This window comes from Agathobaculum sp. LCP25S3_E8 (assembly GCF_052117165.1).
Taxonomy (GTDB): domain Bacteria; phylum Bacillota; class Clostridia; order Oscillospirales; family Butyricicoccaceae; genus Agathobaculum.
In genome coordinates, this window is sequence record NZ_JBQKJR010000056.1 from 1 (window position 1) to 19,884 (window position 19,884).

The 19,884-nt window shown below is 47.1% G+C and carries 18 protein-coding genes and 1 pseudogene; 10 read left to right on the top strand and 9 right to left on the bottom strand.

The window, feature by feature from the left end; genetic code table 11:
- Positions 1 to 115 precede the first annotated feature (115 nt).
- The 7 genes from ACTQ34_RS14605 (at position 116) to ACTQ34_RS14635 (ending at position 7,139) form a co-directional block, all read left to right on the top strand.
- Positions 116 to 931: an MBL fold metallo-hydrolase gene (locus tag ACTQ34_RS14605; RefSeq protein ID WP_441364448.1), complete on the top strand. Its 816-nt coding sequence runs from the start codon at positions 116 to 118 to the stop codon at positions 929 to 931.
- A gap of 481 nt (positions 932 to 1,412) precedes the next feature.
- The gene (locus ACTQ34_RS14610) at positions 1,413 to 2,810 is read left to right on the top strand and encodes a PTS ascorbate transporter subunit IIC (RefSeq protein ID WP_441364449.1); all 1,398 of its coding nucleotides are present in this window, start codon (positions 1,413 to 1,415) and stop codon (positions 2,808 to 2,810) included.
- Positions 2,811 to 2,930: 120 nt separating this feature from the next.
- On the top strand, positions 2,931 to 3,209 hold the full coding sequence (locus ACTQ34_RS14615) for a PTS sugar transporter subunit IIB (protein ID WP_441364450.1): 279 nt from the start codon (positions 2,931 to 2,933) through the stop codon (positions 3,207 to 3,209).
- A 6-nt stretch (positions 3,210 to 3,215) separates the two neighbouring features.
- A complete protein-coding gene (locus tag ACTQ34_RS14620) occupies positions 3,216 to 3,668 on the top strand; it encodes a PTS sugar transporter subunit IIA (RefSeq protein ID WP_441364451.1) in 453 nt (150 codons plus the stop codon).
- 25 nt (positions 3,669 to 3,693) lie between these two features.
- Positions 3,694 to 5,721, top strand: coding sequence for a BglG family transcription antiterminator (locus ACTQ34_RS14625; protein WP_441364452.1), 2,028 nt, complete (start codon positions 3,694 to 3,696; stop codon positions 5,719 to 5,721).
- Positions 5,722 to 5,753: 32 nt separating this feature from the next.
- Entirely contained in the window at positions 5,754 to 6,440 is a 687-nt protein-coding gene (locus tag ACTQ34_RS14630) for a transaldolase family protein (protein WP_441364453.1), read from the top strand.
- Between the two features lie 27 nt (positions 6,441 to 6,467).
- Positions 6,468 to 7,139, top strand: a complete 672-nt coding sequence (locus tag ACTQ34_RS14635) for an HAD family hydrolase (RefSeq protein ID WP_441364454.1) — start codon at positions 6,468 to 6,470, stop codon at positions 7,137 to 7,139.
- Between the two features lie 206 nt (positions 7,140 to 7,345).
- On the opposite strand, the pseudogene ACTQ34_RS14640 reads toward ACTQ34_RS14635, so the two are convergent.
- From ACTQ34_RS14640 to ACTQ34_RS14660, 5 genes and pseudogenes are all read right to left on the bottom strand, one after another.
- Positions 7,346 to 7,528 (bottom strand): annotated as a pseudogene (locus ACTQ34_RS14640) (IS256 family transposase); the annotation flags it as partial.
- A 131-nt stretch (positions 7,529 to 7,659) separates the two neighbouring features.
- Positions 7,660 to 7,971 carry a PTS lactose/cellobiose transporter subunit IIA gene (locus ACTQ34_RS14645; RefSeq protein ID WP_441364455.1) on the bottom strand — a complete coding sequence of 104 codons (312 nt, stop codon included), beginning with the start codon at positions 7,969 to 7,971 and terminating at the stop codon, positions 7,660 to 7,662.
- Between the two features lie 2 nt (positions 7,972 to 7,973).
- A complete protein-coding gene (locus ACTQ34_RS14650; protein WP_441364456.1) occupies positions 7,974 to 8,273 on the bottom strand; it encodes a PTS sugar transporter subunit IIB in 300 nt (99 codons plus the stop codon).
- Between the two features lie 56 nt (positions 8,274 to 8,329).
- Positions 8,330 to 9,730 carry a glycoside hydrolase family 1 protein gene (locus ACTQ34_RS14655; RefSeq protein ID WP_441364465.1) on the bottom strand — a complete coding sequence of 467 codons (1,401 nt, stop codon included), beginning with the start codon at positions 9,728 to 9,730 and terminating at the stop codon, positions 8,330 to 8,332.
- Between the two features lie 2 nt (positions 9,731 to 9,732).
- On the bottom strand, positions 9,733 to 11,037 hold the full coding sequence (locus ACTQ34_RS14660; RefSeq protein ID WP_441364457.1) for a PTS sugar transporter subunit IIC: 1,305 nt from the start codon (positions 11,035 to 11,037) through the stop codon (positions 9,733 to 9,735).
- Between the two features lie 341 nt (positions 11,038 to 11,378).
- On the opposite strand from ACTQ34_RS14660, the gene ACTQ34_RS14665 reads away from it, so the two are divergent.
- On the top strand, positions 11,379 to 12,182 hold the full coding sequence (locus tag ACTQ34_RS14665; protein ID WP_441364458.1) for a MurR/RpiR family transcriptional regulator: 804 nt from the start codon (positions 11,379 to 11,381) through the stop codon (positions 12,180 to 12,182).
- A 190-nt stretch (positions 12,183 to 12,372) separates the two neighbouring features.
- Here ACTQ34_RS14665 and ACTQ34_RS14670 read toward each other — a convergent pair whose 3' ends face one another.
- Together ACTQ34_RS14670 and ACTQ34_RS14675 are read right to left on the bottom strand one after the other, a co-directional pair.
- Entirely contained in the window at positions 12,373 to 13,572 is a 1,200-nt protein-coding gene (locus tag ACTQ34_RS14670) for a mandelate racemase/muconate lactonizing enzyme family protein (protein WP_441364459.1), read from the bottom strand.
- Positions 13,573 to 13,588: 16 nt separating this feature from the next.
- Positions 13,589 to 14,911 carry a GntP family permease gene (locus tag ACTQ34_RS14675; RefSeq protein WP_441364460.1) on the bottom strand — a complete coding sequence of 441 codons (1,323 nt, stop codon included), beginning with the start codon at positions 14,909 to 14,911 and terminating at the stop codon, positions 13,589 to 13,591.
- Between the two features lie 270 nt (positions 14,912 to 15,181).
- Between ACTQ34_RS14675 and ACTQ34_RS14680 the strand changes: the two genes are divergently transcribed.
- The gene (locus ACTQ34_RS14680) at positions 15,182 to 15,910 is read left to right on the top strand and encodes a FadR/GntR family transcriptional regulator (RefSeq protein ID WP_441364461.1); all 729 of its coding nucleotides are present in this window, start codon (positions 15,182 to 15,184) and stop codon (positions 15,908 to 15,910) included.
- A 219-nt stretch (positions 15,911 to 16,129) separates the two neighbouring features.
- Here the strand turns inward: ACTQ34_RS14680 and ACTQ34_RS14685 are convergent, their stop codons facing one another.
- Together ACTQ34_RS14685 and ACTQ34_RS14690 are read right to left on the bottom strand one after the other, a co-directional pair.
- Positions 16,130 to 17,767, bottom strand: a complete 1,638-nt coding sequence (locus ACTQ34_RS14685) for a hypothetical protein (RefSeq protein WP_441364462.1) — start codon at positions 17,765 to 17,767, stop codon at positions 16,130 to 16,132.
- Positions 17,764 to 18,573: a hypothetical protein gene (locus ACTQ34_RS14690; RefSeq protein ID WP_441364463.1), complete on the bottom strand. Its 810-nt coding sequence runs from the start codon at positions 18,571 to 18,573 to the stop codon at positions 17,764 to 17,766. Before ACTQ34_RS14690 ends, ACTQ34_RS14685 begins: the two co-directional genes overlap by 4 nt.
- A gap of 454 nt (positions 18,574 to 19,027) precedes the next feature.
- Between ACTQ34_RS14690 and ACTQ34_RS14695 the strand changes: the two genes are divergently transcribed.
- The gene (locus ACTQ34_RS14695) at positions 19,028 to 19,753 is read left to right on the top strand and encodes a TraX family protein (protein WP_441364464.1); all 726 of its coding nucleotides are present in this window, start codon (positions 19,028 to 19,030) and stop codon (positions 19,751 to 19,753) included.
- Positions 19,754 to 19,884: the final 131 nt, after the last annotated feature.

Here is a 19,884-nt window from a genome sequence, read left to right on the forward strand (position 1 = left end):
TTCTTGAATTCTGGTGTGTAGCGTTTGTTTGGTATTCCTTTTGGCATAATAAAGCACCCCACTTGTTATCCAGTATATCATACTGTCTAACAAATGGGGTGCAGTTCAAAAGCACATGGAGGTTTTTAAGGATTTCTTCGATCATCCATACAACTATCAGGTGGAACCGTTTCGTATGATCGGCAACACCTATTATGTGGGCAATCAGTATGTTGGATGTTTCCTCATTGACAGCGGCGATGGGCTCATCCTGATTGATACAGCGATGCCCTGTTTCACCTATCAGTTGTTTGAGTCGATTCGCAAAGTGGGATATGATCCGCGTGACATTAAACTGATTTTGCTCAGCCATGCGCATTACGATCATATCGGCGCTGCAAGAATCGTGAAAGAGTATACCGGAGCCAAGATGTACATTGGACGCGAGGAACTTCCAGTTTTGACGGAAAAGAAAGAGTATATCCTCACCGAAGGACATGAATATGCGGACTTTGATGTCGATGGATTTTATCAGGAGGAGCAGCCGATTCGCTTGGGCAATGTGGTAATCCGCACGCTTTTCACCCCAGGCCATACGGAAGGAACGTATTCGTTTATTTTTGAGCAAACCGAGGATGGAAAGGTATATCAGTGTGGCTTGATGGGCGGCATCGGTGTGGTCACCATGCTGGATGAAATATTGGAACAGCGCCCCTTGCCGCTGCATTTGCGTCAGGATTATATTCATTCGCTGGAGAGACTGAAGACCATTCCGGTGGATGTGGTCATTCCTTCGCATCCGGATCAAATCGATCTGTTTTCGATCAAGAGTCAGCATGGGGAAAATCCCTATATTGATACCGAGCGGTGGCAGAAGCTGCTGGATAAATGGATTGCAAGAATGCAGGATGTGATCCGTACTTCAAAATTTACGCCGGAACAGCCGCAGTAAGTCGGGGCCGGGAACGAAGACTATCATCAAAAAGCCGTCAGATTTTGCGATCTGACGGCTTTCTTTGTGGCATGACGATGGATCGCAATCATAACGCAGTACGCAATGTTCGTGAGGCAGGAGCATCAAAAATGAGATCATGATTTAGCCTTGAACACCCTGTTACCGCCCTAATAAAAACGCGTAAGTTATCCGAGGAAAACGCGTGAAAAAGGAAGAACGAGGGCTCAAGGCACAAAAAGTGCTTTGAGTGCTTTTGCATTGGAGGAATACACGGCCGATTGGAAATGGGGGAAAGGACCGACTTATCTTCTGACCAAGATACGGATGTATGCAGACGCGGGTGTGCAATCGACAGGACGTTCCAAATTTTGCGCGTTCATCGATGAAGCAAATGGGACTTTTTTTTAGCCTTATAAACGAATATACTATGAGCATGATAGGTGCCTACAAGAATACTTGGTAAAGTGGAGGAAAAGAAATGGTAATTATTCAAACGATCCTGAACTTCTTTGTTCAGTTTATTTCTAATCCAACCATTCTGATTGCTTTGATCGCGTTGGTCGGTTTATTGATTAGAAAGGCGCCTGCTGCCGATTGCTTAAAGGGAACGATTAAAACGATTGTTGGTTTCACGCTGATCAGCAGTGGCGCAGGCATTGTTCAGACATCCATCGGCCCGCTCAATTCCATGATGCAGGGTGCGCTCAATATGACGGGTACTTTGCCGGTAAACGAGTCCTGTTTTGCGGTCGCATCGGCACAGTTTGGCGCGGCTTTGTCCGGTATCATGGTGCTGGCATTTCTGGTCAACATTGTGGTTGCGCGTTTTTCCAAGTTCCGTTTTGTATATCTGACCGGACACGAAGTCATGTGGGTATCCACCTGCTGTGCAATCGCCATGAACGGATTGGGCTTCCCCATGTGGCAGACAATTTTGTGCGGCGGTTTGCTCACCGGCACGTATATGGCTTGCGCGCCCGCTATGATTTACAAGACTGTTTGCAAGTGCACCGGCTCCAAGGATCTGGCAATCGGTCACTCCGGCATGGTGTATTACTGGATTGCAGTCGTGGTTGCTAAGCTGGTCGGCAACAAGAACTCGGATGCTGAAGAAATCAAGATGAACAAAAATCTGAATGTGCTGCGCGACTTGACCATCTCTTTGTCGCTGGCCATGACGATTGTGTATCTTGCGGTTTGCGGTCTGACAATGGTAACGACGCCCGAGCTGGCTGCGGAAACGCTGGGCGATACCAATTTCATCATTTTCTCTATTACTTATGGTGTTCAGTTTGCGGTTTCGATTTATGTGATTCAGGCCGGCGTTCGCATGGTTGTTGCAGAACTGGTGCCTGCCTTCAAGGGAATTGCGGACAAGTTTATTCCCAACGCGGTTCCTGCGCTGGATATCCCGATTATTTATCCGTATCAGCCCAATTCTGTCCTGATTGGATTCCTCAGTGCAACGGTTGGCGCAATCGGCGCATTCTTCCTACAAGTGGCTCTGGCGGGAACTTCGTTCGAATTGCCGCTGATTCTGCCCACATTGTTCACCTCGTTCTTCTATGGTGCAACGACAGGTTGTTTGGGCAATAAGGAAGGCGGTCTGCGCGGCGCTGTCATTTCCTCTGTGGTTACCGGCTTCTGCATTGCCATTTTCCCGGCAATGTTGATCCAGTTCGGTCATGTGCTCGTGGACGGTACGACGTTTGGCGGCGCGGATGCATCCGTATTCGGTATGTTTATCACGCAGTTCGGCGGCACGGCAGGCAGTGCCATCTTTACGGTAATTTGTGTTGTACTTTTCTTCCTGCCTATGGTATACTCGGCTCTGACCAAGAGCAAGCCGGGCATGACCGAACGCGAGGAAAAGTAGTCGGAAGCAGCGCCGCGCGGCAGGATGCCCTCGGATGGGAAAGCATCCCGCACGATGTGTGATGCGGCGCTGTTTAAACAATTAGAATGTGTTTTCGGTTATGAAGAAAGAGGTTATAGTATGAAAATCAATCGTATTCTTTGCTGCTGCATGTCCGGTCTTGGCTCCTCCTTCCTTGTGGAAATGAACGTGAAAAAAGTGCTGCAAAAGCTCGGCATGGACGATGTCAGCGTCAATCATGCCGGCGTGTATGATGCAGGTCCGGGTGTTGCCGATTTGTTTATCTGCGCGGCGGATATCAAGGAAGAATGTGAAAAATACGGCCCGACAATTGCGCTGAACAGCCTGACCGATTACGATGAGCTGGAGCAGAAATTTAAATCTTTGATTGGAGCATGAAAGGCTATGCCAAATAAAATCGCTGCATATTTAAAGCCCGAAAATGTCCGTATCATAGATTGTGTAAAGGACTGGCGCGAGGCCATTGATGTTTCTACCCATCTGCTGGTAGAGCAGGGATATATCACGGATAATTATCCCAAACGTGTCATTCAATTGACCGAGGAGCATGGCTCCTATTATATCGTGGGCAAAGATATTGCTCTGGTACACGCCCGACCGGAAGACGGTGTCATCCGGCAGCAGCTGGCGGTTACGGTGATTCGCAAACCGGTTGCGTTTTTCGACAAGCCGGAGGATCCGGTGCGGTTGTTTGTAACACTTTGTGCGCAGGATTCCAATAGTCATCTGGAAATGCTGCAGGAACTGGCGGAGATTCTGATGGATGAAGCGCGTGTGCAGAAATGTGTTCAAATGACGGATGCGGCTGCGTTGTATCAGGAAATTGTCAATGCATAGATAAGGATAGACGGAGGGAAGCACTGTGGCAGCAATTATGATCCAGCTCACGCCAAATGAGCGGCAGATATTACACTTGCTCATCAAAAGAGAAAAGGCGTCTTCCGCTGCGGAGCTGGCTCGCCTGACCGGTGTATCCAAGCGAACCGTATATTACAGTCTGAACAATCTGCGGCATTTATTCAAACAGTTGGGTGCGGATGAATTGGAAGCGCAGTCGGACGGCTTTTGTCTGACCGATTCACAGCGTACGGCTGCGCAGTCCTGGCTGGCAAAAGAAAATACACAGCTGAGCAAAAAAGACCGGATCTCGTATATCATATGCGCTGCCATTTGTGCGACACAACCGTTGCGGCTGAAAACGCTGCAGGATAAGTTCGAGCTTTCCCGCAACATTATCTTTTCGGATTTGACCGACGTCAAAAAGGAATTGGCAGCCTTTCAGCTGGAACTTCTCAATTCCCGTCAGGCGGGTTACTATGTGCAGGGAGATTTGTTGCTCATGCGCACCGTGTTTCAGCTGCATATTTCCCATCTGATATGCAATGCGCCGCGGGAACAGATTGATTTTTTCGATGCCGGATGTATTTCGGAGTATATGCAGAAAATGCGGCGGCTCAGCACTGGACTTTCGCTCAGCCTGACCGAGGAGGGGCTGCTCGAGATCGTGTATCTGCTTCTCATGATTCATTCCAAGCCAAGCGCGGGCAGCATGTCCATTATTGATGCGGAGATGATTCAAAAGACCCGCGAACTGCATATGGTTAATGAAATATTCGCCGATTTGCAGGAGCACGAAAAGACATATCTGGCAATTTGCATGATGAACTTCAGCAATGGCAGCACCTATGCGGATATGTGGTCGGAGGAAATCGAGCTTTGGGAATGTACCAAGCGCCTGATTGATATTTTTGAAATCGTCGCCTGCGTTTCTTTTGAAAACAAGCAGGATTTGATTCATGCAATTTATATGCACATGAAGCTTTCCTGCTATAATTATCGCAATAAAGTGCCGCATATCAATCCCTTGCGCGAGGATATCCAACAGAATTATTCAGAGTTATTCTGTATGACGAAGTCATGCTGCGAACGGATGATGCAGGACTTTCCGTATCCTGTGGATGAGGGTGAGATAGCATACTTGACGCTGCATTTCGGTGTGGCGATGCACACAGCCAGCCGTCAGGCAGAGGTGGCACATGTGCTGATCACCTGTCCGAGTATCACAACCAGCGCTCAACTGCTGCGTGCGGAAATTGAAACCAAGTTTAACAATATTATCGTGGAAGATGTGGTGCGAGCGGGAGAAATCAATGAGTATGCTACGGATAAGAAAATTGATTTTGTCATCTCAACCGTATCGTTTGATTGCCGCTATCCCCTGATTCGGGTGCGGCCCATCTTGACAAATGAAGATAAGGCGAATATTGCCACCCTGATGGCGCTGCTGGATATCCAATCCAGCCCGGACAGCATGCAGCTGCGGATGCTGCTGCGTATTGTGCGCCAAAATGTGGATGATTCGACCTATATTCGGATTCGGGAGGAGCTGAATCAATATTTGAATGCGGAAGGTCCGCTGGTCAACCTGCCGCAGCCAGCTTTGGCAAATTTGCATGGCATGCTGTGCACTTATGGCATTCGATTCGCAGACCGTGCGGAGGGAGACTGGAAAGACGAGATTCGCAAAACCGCAGATCCCTTGCTCAACTGCGGCTGTATTCAGCAAAGCTATGTGGATAAAATGATTGCGCTGGGCAAGGCGCACGGGCCTTATTTTGTCATCAGTGAGGATATTGCAATCGCGCATGCCAGACCGCAGGATGGTGTGATGACGCTGGGACTGCGCCTGACCATTTACCGTGAAGGCTTGACCATTATGGACCGCGAAGGAATCCGTTTTTTATTTGTGCTGTCCTCCCCGGATCAGAAAAAGCATTTGCACATTCTGGAGAATATTATGGAGCTTAGCCGTGATGAAAAGCTGCGCAATGCGCTGTGTCTTGCACAAAATCAGACGCAGGCGCTGTCGCTTCTGGAAGAATTTCGGTAATGTGATAAACTGCAAATCGAAAGGAGAACAAAATGGAGCTTTATGTGGACATTGCAGATATTGATGTAATCAAAGAGATTGCACAATATTTTCCGATTGATGGTTTTACCACCAATCCTAAGATTTTTACGCAGGCCAAGCAGTCCGTTTCGGTGCTGATGGCCGAATATAAAAAGTATGCCGATGAAAATGGGGCCAAAGTTTTTGTACAGGTAACCGGCTCTACGGCGACAGAGATGTTTGAGCAGGCGAAAATGCTGCAAAGCTATTTCGGCGCGCAGTTCGTTGTCAAAATTCCGGCGGTAAAAGAGGGATATCGGGCAGTCCGCCTGTGCAAGCAGGCCGGAATCCCTGTCGCGGTTACCGTGGTGCACTCGATGATGCAGGCGCTGGTGGCGGCAAAGGCGGGTGCGGACTATGTGGCGCCCTATGTCAGCCATATCGATAATATGGGTGCTGACGGAGTCGGTTGTGTGGCGGAAATGGTGACGGCTTTCCGAAACGGCGGATATCCGTGCAAGGTGATTGGAGCGAGCTTCCGCACAGTGGACCAGATCAAAAATCTGGCTGTTTGCGGCTGTCAGGCAGTGACGATTGCACCGGCCCTGTTTGATGCGCTGATTGCGCATCCTGCAACGGCGGAATCGGTAAAGGGTTTTGATAAGGTGTGGAGCGAGACGTTCGGGGACAAACAGGTGAGCGATCTGCTGCCAAAGTAACTCTCCCGGATAAAAAGGAGAAAACGTGTGATTCATGCGGTGATTTTCGACATGGACGGACTGATGTTCGAAACCGAGCGGGTGGCCTTTCACATGCTTCAAACAGCCTGTGCTAAGCGCGGCTTGCAGTTTACCATTGATATGAAGCGGCAGATGTGCGGGGCTGATTTTGAGGCAAGCGCACAAATATTTGCAAACGCTTTTGGTGCGATTGATCCCGCGTATACATATGATGTCTGCTGGTCAGGTGTCAGAAAAGAGATGGAAAAACTGTTTGCGGAGCAGGGAATTCCCTGTAAATCCGGTCTGCGGGAGCTGCTGAACTTTTTGTGCGACCATGGCATAAAAACTGCTGTGGCATCAGGTTCGGCGCGGCATGTGGTGCAGCAATATATTGAGATGGCAGATTTGGCTGAGTATTTTCCGGTAATAATCGGTGGAGGGGATTTCCATCAGCCGAAGCCATCGCCGGAGAGCTTTCTGCTGGCTGCCGAGCGTCTGGAGGTTTCAGCCCCGGAATGTCTGGTGCTGGAGGACTCCGGCAGAGGACTGGAGGCTGCGCATTGTGCAGGAATGCATGCAATATGGGTTCCGGATCTGGATATACCGCGGCAAGAGGTTGTTGAAAAAGTAGATGCAGTGTGCGAAACGCTCATAGATGTTATTCCGTGGCTCAAAGCACAAAACAGCCTGTCATAAAAAACAACAAAGTGTTTGCCGGAATCAACTTCCCCTTATTCCGGCAGTGCCCCTGCTGTGGTGTCAGCGTAACACCAGGGCAGGGGCTTTGTGCGGATGCAGGATATGCACGCGAGGAGATTATAAACCCTGTGGATGTGTCTGGAATCGGTGTGACAGTAGGGAGGTGGCCTTATGATTTTCATACACACCGTTGTCAGCAGTTTGCTATCTATGTCTTTATCTTTGTAGTCATACTGGCTGTAGCCTAACGCGTCCTCCAGTTCAGCCTTCAAACTGCTTTCTATGAACTCGGCAATGGTTTCTTTGTATAGATGTTGAATGTCATCCACGCTGCCGCAGCTTGCCATCTGTAGCAGCTCACGAATTTTCTCTTGGCGGGCGGGCATATTTGTCCTGACTGCGATGCGTTCTGGACAGATGAAAAAACCTCCGATGTGGTGCTTTTATGCCACACCACATCGGAGGTTTACACATAGTTTGGGACAGCTTCACGCTAAAATCTATCTGTCCAGCAAATTTACTGTTTTATTTGCTTATAGATTTCGATGAATTCTTCGGCAAGAATGCCAAATGCTTCTGCACTCATCATTTGGTCTTCTGCATGCATGAGAATTAACGAGAAAGGCGTTTGGTTGCCGTCAGCTTCGTTTTCAATGAGCTTGGCATGTGCATGATGCCCCTCTACAAAATTCTGTTGCGCCTGCCGCATCATTTCCTGCGCCTGTTCAAATTCACTGGCCTTTGCTAAATGAATCGCTTCAATGTACATCGATCTTGCCGTACCAACGGCGCTAATCATCTGAAAGCAAATGGCTTCCAATTCCTGCATGATCAATCACCCAGCACTTTCTTTACAAACGCAATGACCTTTTTGCCATCCATCAGGCCATATGCGGCCATGTCAATGACCTCCACCGGGCAGGACACCATCCCTTTCACCTTAGCAAGATTAAAGCGTACCTGAGGCCCAAGCAGAACGATATCGGCATCTGCACCATACTCAGCAGCCTCTGCAATTGCGTGCGCACTGATGGTGCATTCGTAGTTTTCCGCTTGTGCCGCCTGCTTCATTTTTTCTACCAGCATGCTGGTACTCATACCCGCCGAACACAACAAAATAATTTTTCTCATAGTATATTCCTCGCTTTCTTTTTTTTGATGGTATTACCTGTACTAAGCCATTTCTTTTATTCAAACAGGCACGAGCCATTGGTTGCAATGACCTGTTGATAAAACGCAAAGGATTTTTTTTTATAACGTTTGAGGGAACCGTTCCCGTTATCATCTTTATCAATATAGACAAAGCCGTATCTTTTCTCCATCTGTGCAGTACCTGCCGACACAATATCAAATGGACCCCAGTAAGTGTATCCCATAATATTGCATCCGTCCAGAATGGCCTGATGTACTGCCAGTAAGTGCTGCCGCACAAAGTCGATGCGGTAATCATCCTCTACCGTATCGTTAACGAGTGTTTCTCGTGTACCGATGCCATTTTCGACAATAAACAACGGCTTGTGGAACAAATCCGTCAGTTCGTTGCACACCAAACGCAAACCCATGGGGTCAATCTGCCATCCGAAATCTGTGCTTTTGAGATAGGGATTGGGGTCGGAGATAAAACCGCCGGTGTCGCTGTGCAGCTGCTTGCCATCCTCGTAGGTGCTGCTCCGATAATAACTAAAGCCAATAAAGTCCACCGTGTTTTTCAGCGCCACAAAATCTTCGGGCCGAGTTTCCAGATGCACGTTATTTTCACGCCATACACGCTTGATATACCCCGGATAGCGGCCGTTGACCGGCACATCCACAAAAAAGTACTTTCTTCGCTGTCCGGTATAGGCACCAAAAACATCATTTGGCCGGCAGGTGGCTGGGTATAACGTACTGGTGCTGATCATGCAGCCGATCTGACAGGCGGGGTCAATCTGATGCAGCAGCGCGACGGATTGCGCCGCTGCAACAAACATATAGTGCGATGCCTGATAGACCGCTTCTACTTCATTTTCTCCTTCCGCTACACGGAAACCACCTGCCACAAAGGGGAAGTTGTGGACATTGTTCATTTCGTTAAAGGTCAACCAGTATTTGACCTTGTTGTGATATCGTTGGAAGATGACATTGCAATACTTAAGGAAAAATGAAATCATTTTCCGGTTGCGCCAACCACCATAATGGTCTACCAGATACAGCGGTGTCTCATAATGCGAAATCGTCACCAGCGGTTCCATACCGTCGCGGTGAATCTCATCAAACAGACGGTCATAAAACTGCAAGCCCTCTTCGTTTGGCTCGGCCTCGTCGCCCTTCGGAAAAATACGTGACCATGCGATGGATGTACGGAAGCATTTTAAGCCTAGTTCCTTCATATAACCAAGATCTTCCGGATATCGGTGATAGAAATCCACTGCCTGTGCATGCGGATAGTACTTATTCGGAACAATTGCGCTGTCATACGGTCCACGAACGCCTTTGGGCGCAATATCTGCCACGGAAAGGCCTTTTCCACCCTCAAAAGCAGCGCCTTCGCACTGATTCGCAGCGACTGCACCGCCCCAGAGAAAGCCCTCCGGAAACTGCTTTTCGATATTCAAGATGGTTCTCCTTCCTGTTCTTCCTGATAAGCCAGTGCATCCTGTTTTTTGAAGAATGGATAGTAAATCACACAGGATTCCAGAATAATGAGCAACTGAACTACCGAAGCGCGCCAACCGCCCAGAATGAAACCGCTGATGAGCGGAGGCGTGGTCCACGGCACTTCGATAGCACCGAAAGGCGCCATAAAGCCGATGGCAGTAGCAAAATATACGGTCAGTGCAGCACAAATCGGCACAAGAAGTACGGGAATCAGCATTGCAAAATTCAGCACAATCGGGAAACCAAACAAAACCGGCTCATTGACATTAAAGAAAGTCGGAATGAGTGCAAGTTTGCCCAGCTGTTTGTAACGCATCGACCGTGCACGGAAAGCCATGGCCAACACCAAACCAACGGTGATGCAGGCGCCTGTCATTGTAATGAAATTGGACCGCGATTGAAACGTGATTAAGTAGGCACCATTGGATGCGGTGAGCGCAACGCCTGCATCCAGAAGAGCCTGATTGGCGAGGCCATTTGCACGCAGAAAGGGGTTTGCGATCGAGTTCAGTACAGAAGAATGAATGCCGAACATCCAGAAGATAGAAATAAGAATGGTGTACAACAGGTAACCCGGCAATGAACCAAGACCGGATTGCAACGGAATTTGCAGAATTGCTACGATGCACTCTGACAGTGTTGTTTGCAGTCCAATGCGGAAAACTGCGCAAACCACAAAGGCCATCAGAATCGTCAGAAAGCCTGGGATTAACGCATTAAAGGAGTTTGCGACTCCTTCCGGAACACTGGCAGGCATCTTAATGCGCCATCCTTTATTTAAAATAGCTGTATAGAGCCAACCGGTGATGAGGCCTACAATAATTGCCGTTGCCATACCACTGCCGCCTGCCCAGGTTTTCGGAATGATGCTGTCGACTTCAACACCATCCTGTACAACAACGGACGGAATCAGTACGAGAAAGTTAACCAACGAAATCATACCGCAGGCAAACGGTTCGATTTTTTTAATGCGCGCATACTGATAAGCGATACTAAAGGATGCGACCAGCGCAATTATGTCAAAGGTGCTGCTTGAAACCTGTGTAAACGGATATTTCCAATCTGGGCCGAGCAAGCCGGTCATGATTTCCGACCAATTATCAATTGGGAAACTTGCTACAAGCAGGAAAATGGAACCCAGCATTGTCAGCGGCAACGTTGCCAGCATGCCGTTTTTTAAAGCATTGATTGCCGTTGTAGAGGAAAATCTTGCGATGACTTCTTCCATTTTTGATCTAAATTTCTCAAATGTACTCATGCGTAGTACGGGCCTCCTTTTTGTGATTGAAACAGTGCACTTGCTTGGATTGACCAAATTATAGCACAACCGTTCCTGCAATTTCCGGCATTTCAACTATCTGAATATTGTTTCATAAAATGAAACGATATTCTTTTTTTCATTCTCTTTTTGCTGAAAACAGTCGGAATATTTTGTGTTATTTACATAATTTTAAATTTTAAACGCTTTTTGTTCCTGTCGAAAATGTGTATCGCTACTTAAATATTACTGGGTTCTATGTTATAATAAATACATACACATTCTATATCTGCAAACATGATGCAGCACCATTTACATTGCGTTGAAAGGTTGGTTCAACCATGAAAAAACTGCGCAACGGACTTTACGCAGTTCTTAATTCTACCAGTTCGGATTCTTCTGATTATCGTATTGCAAAGTACCTTATCAGTAATATCTATAAGCTCAAAAAAATTTCAGTGGAAGATATCGCCAAAGGAAGTTTTGTATCCAAATCGACAGTTTCGCGCTTTTGCCGGAGACTGGGTTATGAGGACTATCAATCCATGCGGCAAACCATGCATGTGGCATTGACCGGACGGTATCACCGATACGATGAGTACCTTGCCTTGCCCAAAGAGGATATGACGCGTGAATACTTTCGCCATCATGTGGAGATGCTGCATGTCGTGCGTGAATATGCAACGGATGAAGTATTGGAGCAGTTTTCCAAGCTGCTGCTGAAATACGAAAATATCGGGCTTTGCGCCCAAATGCACGCCTATCCAATTGCACTGAATTTCCAGATGGAATTGTCATCTTATGATAAAATTGCAAATTGTTTTAACATTTTACCGGAGCAGGAGAATTTCATACAACAATGCGGCTCTGAGACGTTAATCATTGTAATTTCAAGCAGCGGTCGCTATTTTGAGGATTTCCAAAGTTATTTTGATTACACCAAGCAGAATCGTCCCTATTTGGTGCTGGTCACAAACAATCAGCGTCTCAAGGCCAGCAGGCCGTATGATAAGATTTTTATTATCCCCAGCGACAATAATACGGCCAGTCAGCCAATGTCCATGCAGATTTTTACGAATCTTGTCACCATGCACTTTGGTAAGATGCTGAGAGAAAAGAATGAAAATATATTAACGGATGGATAATGTAAAATACTTGGCTCTGCATCATATTTTAGAGTTTTAAAATGCGGGATTATCGCATAGGCAAGTGGCAGAAAGGAATGGAAAATAACCGGAACAATTCCTGTATTTTTTGATTTGACTTGCCATAATTTCACAAAAGAAGGTCCGTGTTTCCTAAACAGAAACACGGACCTTCTGTAGTGAGGGGGCGTTATTTTACAGTTACAACTTCGGCATTGGCGATGGCTTCATCGGTAAGTTCCTGACCGATGCCGGGACGATCGGGTACTTCAAAATAACCATCCTTGGCAACATAATCATATTTGCAAAGATTGATATTATCTTCAATCAGAGCAGATGCATGCAGCTCGTGAATGACAAAGTTAGGAATGACCGCTTCCAGCTGCAGTGCGGCAGCAGCCGAAATCGGACCGCCACAGCAGTGGACTTGCACGCCGATATCATACACATGCGCCATATCACAGATCTTTTTGCCCTCGGTCAAGCCGCCGGTGTTGCAAAGATCGGGCTGGATGATACCAATAGAATGATCTTCGAAGAAGGGTCGATATCCCCAACGGGTATATACACGCTCGCCTGTTGCGACAGGAATTTCGATTTTGCTGCTGATTTCTCTAAACAGGTTCGGATTGAGCGGCTGCGTAGGTTCTTCATAGTAGAAGCAGTTGAGTTTCTGTAATTCACGGCCCAATTGTACGGATGTTGTCGCATCGGTCAATGCGTGCAGCTCGATAATGATATCGACATCCGGCCCAACTTCGCGCATGGCTGCCACACGATCGACGGCAAGTTTTAACTGGTCACGCTGCAGAATGCCGCGGCTGCTTCGTCCCATCCATACACCGTTTTCATCAAAGCCAACCGGATCAACCTTCACGCAGTCAAATCCATCGGCCATGGCCTTGCGCATTGCTTCTGCATATTCTTCCGGCTTTGCCAAGGAATGGCTTACCTTACCCCAGTCAAACTGCAGCTGGCTGGCATAGGCGCGTAATTTGCTGTTTGTTTTGCCGCCCATCAGCTGATAGACCGGTGCATTTAACACCTTACCCTTGATATCCCAGAGCGCAATATCAATGCCGGAGATACCGGCCATGATGACACCGCCATTGCCCATGCCCCAGAAGGTCAGACGATGCAGTCGGTTCCAGATATCCTCGCTGTTCATCGGGTCCAGACCGATGATGCATTTTGCAAAGTCAACGCCCATGCCAAAACCGGCGCTCTGTGCATTGCCGTAGGCTACGCCGATTTCACCATAGCCGCTAATCCCTTCATCCGTATTGATGCGGACAAAGACCGGATGCCATGGAACATTGCCTACTGCAACTTCTGCCGCAATCGATGGAGTTTTGAATGCCTTAATGATATCCACACTTGTAATTTTCATATGTAGCGCCTCCTATTTATAGAAACAGATTCAAAATGCAAATGACAACCATAGCAGTCAGACCCATCATCACGGATGTTAATGTGATCAAACGATAGCTTTGGTTTAGCTTCAGATTACCCAGTTTGGTTACGCACCAGAAATACGAAGAGTTCGTATGGCAGAAGGACAGGGAACCGGCTGCCGTTGCGAGCGTGGCAACGATTGGATTCAAACCAAGTGCGGGCAGCATCGGTGCCAGAATACCGCCTACTGTTGTCAGGGCAACAGTGGCCGAGCCTTGCGCAAGGTTAATCAAAGCAGCCATCAAATAGGGAACAAATACTGCCGGCAGACCTGCATCAAGTACCAAATTGGCCAGGGTGTCACCGATGGTAGTTGCCTGAAGAACTGCAGCGAAACCGCCGGCTGCTGCGGTGATGCACATGATTTCTGCGGCACCGCTCAGTGATTTGGCGACCCATTCGTTCGTTACGGTTTCGTTCAGTTTGGTCGGCAGCAGGAAGCAGATTGCGGTACCAATCAGCAGCGCGACCCAAGGCGTGCCCACAACATCCAGAATGCGCTGGAGCATATTCCCTTCTGCATTACCGAAAAACGACTTTAAGATGATGATAACGATAGGGAGCGCTACAGGAATAAACGACATGAACGTCGAAGGTGCATGCTCTACAACCTTTTGAAATTCCTTTTCCTGCTCCGCATCCAGCTCGTTTTCCGCAGCAACCTCGGGGAATGCACCTTTAACGAAACGGGAATTTGCCCAAATGGAGCATACAATGACCACCAGAATGGATACGATTAAGCCATAAAACATGACTTGGCCGATTTCCGCGCCATACAGGCCGGCGGCAGCAACTGGTCCGGGTGTTGGGGGGATGAAGGAATGGGTGCAAAGCAGACCGGCCATCAGCGCAACGACAAGCGAAGCGTAAGAAATACGGCCGCGTCGGGAAAGACCCTTGATGATCGGATTGAGAATGACAAAACCGGAATCACAGAAAACCGGAATGGATACGAATGCACCGGTGATGGAAGTTGCATAAGTTGCTCGCTTGATGCCAATCAACTTTAAAATCGCATCTGCAATTTTCTGTGCGCCACCGGTATATTCCAGAAATGTGCCAATAACAACACCGCACACGATGACAATACCGATGCTTGTCATGGTATTGCCGAATCCACTGGCAATGAGCGTGGGTAATTCATGGATTGGAATTCCTGCACAGACACCAAAAAATAATGAAATAATCAGCAGTGTGAGAAATGCATGAACTTTCAGCTTGGAGATCATCAAAATCAGCAGTGCGATTGAAATTACGAACCACAGAAGAATCATTATGTTCCCTCCCTTATTTGTGCTGCTTGTTTTAAAGATCGATCTTTTATCAGGTTACTTGTTCGCCTGATTTACAACTAAATTATTATACAACAACCATATGAAGTCAAGAGAATTTTTCCGCGATTTAGATATTTTGGCTAAAAATAAGAAAAATTTCAAATGTGTTTGTGTGTTTTCAACAAATCTGATATAATGGTCATAAGGAAATTGAGGGCATGATAGAAGCGTTTGTGCGGATGCATAACAAATAGTAAAGGATGAGAGTGTATGCCAACCATTAAGAAGGTTGAAAAAATAACGGCAGGAGAACAGGTTTATCAGAATTTGCGTGAAAATATCGTGGCGCAGCGCTGGAAAGCCGACGAAAAACTCCCATCAGAAACAGAATTGGCGACTCTTTATGGCGTGAATCGTTTGACTGTGCGCATGGCCTTGCAGCGTCTGAATGCAATCGGGCTGGTGGAAACACGGGTGGGGGACGGAACGTATGTCAAAAAGTTTGAGTTTTCCGATTATATCAATGCGGTGCAGGATCTTTTCAGTGAACCGAAGCTGATGGAAAATGTCTGCGAGTTTCGTAAATTGATTGAAGTGGAATGTGCCCGTTTGGCAATCATCCGCGCAACCAAGGAAGAGTTTGATGAGTTGGACCGTATTTGCACCGAATACGAAGCAGTAAAAAGGAATACGGTTTTGCCCATTGATGAGGAACAAATGAAGGAAATGACGCGGTATGATGTCAAATTTCATGAACAGATATGGTTGATGTCGCATAACACGCTTTACAGCTACTGTTTTGCAATGGCGAAAAACACCATAGAAAAGTATGTCTATTTGACGTTGAAAAAACGAGTTGCCGGTTGGCGAGAAAAAGGCGTGACTTTGTTCGAAGGCGATTTCCGGCACCGCGCAATTCTGGATGCGATGAGGGAGCAGGATTTTGAAAAATGTAAGAAGCTCTATGATGATATGATAGACTTTAATATTGAACTGTGATTGTGCTTGATATAGATTATATGAGTGTTAACCGCTTTTGAGCAGCGGCATCGGCGGAGTGCGGCGGGAACACTTGTAACAAGTTGATTTTCGATGCGTTTTTGATTAAAAAAACAGTATCAACGTGGATTATGGAAAATAGAGAACTTCATCCAATAGTAATGGATTGATAACAGAATCCATATGCAATTGCAGAAGGTTTTTACAAAAAAAGAGCCGTCATTTGACGGCTCTTTTTTCTGCATGTTTGCGAGATATGATGATGCCGGATACGGCAGCAGTCATCACGACTCCGCCGCATAAAATCCAGCCCTTGATACCCCAATGCAGCAAATAATATCGGAGATAAGAAAACTGGGGTTCGGCGGATTGGAATGAAGTATCCAGAAAACAACGGGCGTTTTCACCGTATTCCACCGTGCAGGGGATGGTGCGAATGACAGCTCTGGATACCAGACTGATGGTTTCACTGCGTGGTGCGGAAAATAAACGGCGCCCGTCCTCTGTTTCCAGCACTTCCTGATAATTGTTTTTTTCAGTAGAAACAGCTTTGGCATAGAACTTCTGCCCATTCAGGTAGAAAATTTGACGGATATTTTCATATACGAGATTGCCGTTTTTATCATATAGATCGGCAATTGCAAGGCCATTTTCAAGCTCTTTCAGTGATGCGATCCATTCGTCTGCTTTGTCTCCGACGTATGTGCTGGATTGCAAACCATCATGAGACGGGATCGAAAGTGGTTTCCCTGTACTCAAATTCCAAACCTGTGCGGTTCCGTTGAGCATGGTTTGATAAATGTCATTGCTTTGCGTGACATTTTCTGCAAGATCATAGACGGGCGGCAGCAGTTCGGTGCCGTCCTGACGGATGACACCCCATTTGTGATCGGAGGCGTTCTGTACAAGCAAGTTGGTCATTCTGGCAGGAGAATCCCCGCTCAGTGATTGTACCGCACTGTATGAACTTAAAAAGTCAATTTTCCCATTGTGATTCCAATACGTAACCGTATTGTTTTCTGTAATGGCAGCGACATCGGTTGCTAGCAGGGAAATAGATCCGGCGGTTTCCGCTACGATATTCCCATTGAAATCCAGCAAAAAAGAAGTTTCATCTTTACTGGCTGTAAACAGCTGTGTCCGGAGCATAAATATGGGATTGATTTCGTCATACCATTCGCTTTTTCGTGTGTTGGATTGAAAAAGGGCATACTGCTGGTTTGTTTCACCGATCCAGAGGAATTCTGCATCGGATAATGGAATGACATCCTCGGAGAAAATGCGTGCTGCTTCCGGTTGGAACAGGAGCTGCCCGGTGCTGTCATAAATGCCTTTATCGGTAACAAAATATTGACCGTCGTCTGAAATGCGTATCCGTGAACCGGTTACCGAAAGAAAAACCTTCCCGGATGCAAGAACGATTAGCTCATAGGTCGTCTTGCTGTTATCGTTGGGGGACATGGTCGGATCAGCAATTTCTCCAATGGCAAAATCGTCATGAAAGGTTATCCATGTATATTTGTTTGGCGTAAGCTGTTTGAATGCATGGGTAAAAATAGCATATTTGCCGTCTAAGATAGCCGCGAAATAGTCCCCGGTGTCTGCATCTGACAGAGAGAGCGCATCCCGGTTCGGCAACGTGCTGTCAGTTGTGAGAAACTCCGTGAATTTTCCTTGATTAACAGAAAAAATATGAAATTTCAGATCATCCATGTTTTTGTAGGCGATATAGTCGCCCAATCCAAATGCATACATTTCATCTGTAATTTCCTGATAAGAATCAGAAGCGTACGAGGTGCCGGATAGCAGCAGACTGCATAAGAGGCCGGCAGCGATTATTCTCTTCATGCGTTTCATGACAGAACCTTTCTTTTCGTATTTTCACTCTCGGTCGAAACAAGCGACTCCATTTCCCTGCGTGTTATTTGCACTACCGGATCGTCAGGAGAAAATACGGCATCCGGATTTTCGGGGTCTGGACCAAAGGCAATGTAACTGAACGTATCGGGTGCAGTTTCGCATAGCTGGCAGTATTTTGCGCCGACGATTTGATAGGTATCCTGCGGAAGTATAGAATCTGAATCGGTCTGCGTCAAAAAGAGGATATACTTTTTTTCGACCAGCGGATCGAAATGATAATTCGCGTGTTGATGTACGATGGTGTTTTGCAGCTGAGCGTCGGTGCGATCGGTGATACGTTCTCGCATTCCCTGCGCGGTGAATTGGTCATACTGCGTGATATATCCGCCGGAGCTATATATGGTAAGTGCCGCATCCGTACTTACATTGCCCTGCAGCGTTTGCTCCACGGTAAAATGGAATTCCGTCCATGCATCTTCGCTGAAATTGATATACTGCTTGTCGGTTACTGTGCCGTAAACAATTGCATCGGAAAGTGAAATCATGTTTTCTGGAAAAGGATAGATTCCCCAGTCCACAAGGCTGGTATCCTCAATTACTTCCATGCCTGCAAATTGCGGCGGTATTTGAGTGGAAATAATATCGTCGATGGTCACGGAAGCAACATTGGACGCTTCCGTGGAGATAGATGACGGGCTGTCGTTTGCATCCGGTGGTTGTGTTGGCGATACAGGCGTGCAGCTGCAAAGCATAGCGATGCAACCAGCAAACGACAAAACCTGTAGAAACATTTTTTCGTGCATAAGGAAGAAATCTTGCCTTTCATTTTTGTCTGTCAGCATAGGGCTGCTTGTTTCATGTTTTTGATGCCTTATCCTTATCATAAAGCAAATCCTTTCTCGTCGGCAACTCTATTCCTTTACAAAGATAGCTTTTATTTTTGTTCAATATAGTGAAACGGCAGAGGGGAGTGATGGGAGAAACAGATAGCATTTGACTGCTTCTGCCAAAATGAAGCTGTTCGATTCGGAAATAACGAATGTTATTTTGTAAATTGCCTTTTCTTTCGCGTAGACCTTCGATGTGATGTTGTCATGGACATCCTGCCGGAGGTTTTGCGTTGGGGAGAGCGGGAGTACGGTATGTGCCCAGCAAGGACCATGCGTTGTATTCCGAGAGGATTGGTGCTATACTGATGCTGAATCAGTAGGTGCGCACAGACAGAATGCGGATGGATGTGTGCCGGAAGGGATCAGCATGCAGAAGAAATCGACAATCGAATTATCACAAAATCAAATCAAACTGTTTGCCGCAGTGGCGATGGTGCTGGATCATGTGGGCATGGAGCTGCTCCCGCAATGGACCATTTTGCGGATTATCGGTCGTCTGGCGTTTCCGGTGTTTTCCTTTTGTATCTGCGAAGGCAGCCGACGGACACATCATCCATGGCAGTATCTGCTCAGGTTGTTTGGGATGGGGCTGCTGTGTATGGCAGCCTATTATGTGTACGACAAAACAATCTATGGCAATATACTGATCACATTTTCGCTTTCGCTATGCGCATTGTATGCGTTTCAGTATTTACAGACTTGCTGGGCGAAAAATAAACTTACCTTACGGCTTTTTGGCGTTGCGATAATGCTGGGCTGTATGGGCGGTATCTGGCTCATCTGTGACTGGATGGTCATTGATTACGGATTCTATGGTGTGATATTGCCGCTGTTCGCCGAGCTGCCCGCGTGCATTTGGGAGAAATGTTCCGATGCAGGCGATAAACGGGATTGGATTCGATTGTGCGGTTTTTCGGTCGGTCTGCTGGTGCTTTCACTGCAAATCGGCGGTATTCAGATATTCAGTCTGCTGGCTATACCGTTTCTGATTGCCTACAACGGGACAAGAGGAGAGAAAAACCTCAAACAGTTCTTTTATTGGTTTTATCCGGTGCACCTGCTGCTCATCGGTCTGGTGAGTATGTGCATTTGAAAGCCTCTGCGCATGCAGAGGCTCAGTCTGTCGAAAAAGTCCAGCAAAAGCTGGGCTTTTTCGTTTGAGCGCGGTAAAATAGGAATAGGTGGTGAGAGCAATGCTGGAACGAGGAAAAATGGATCGGGATG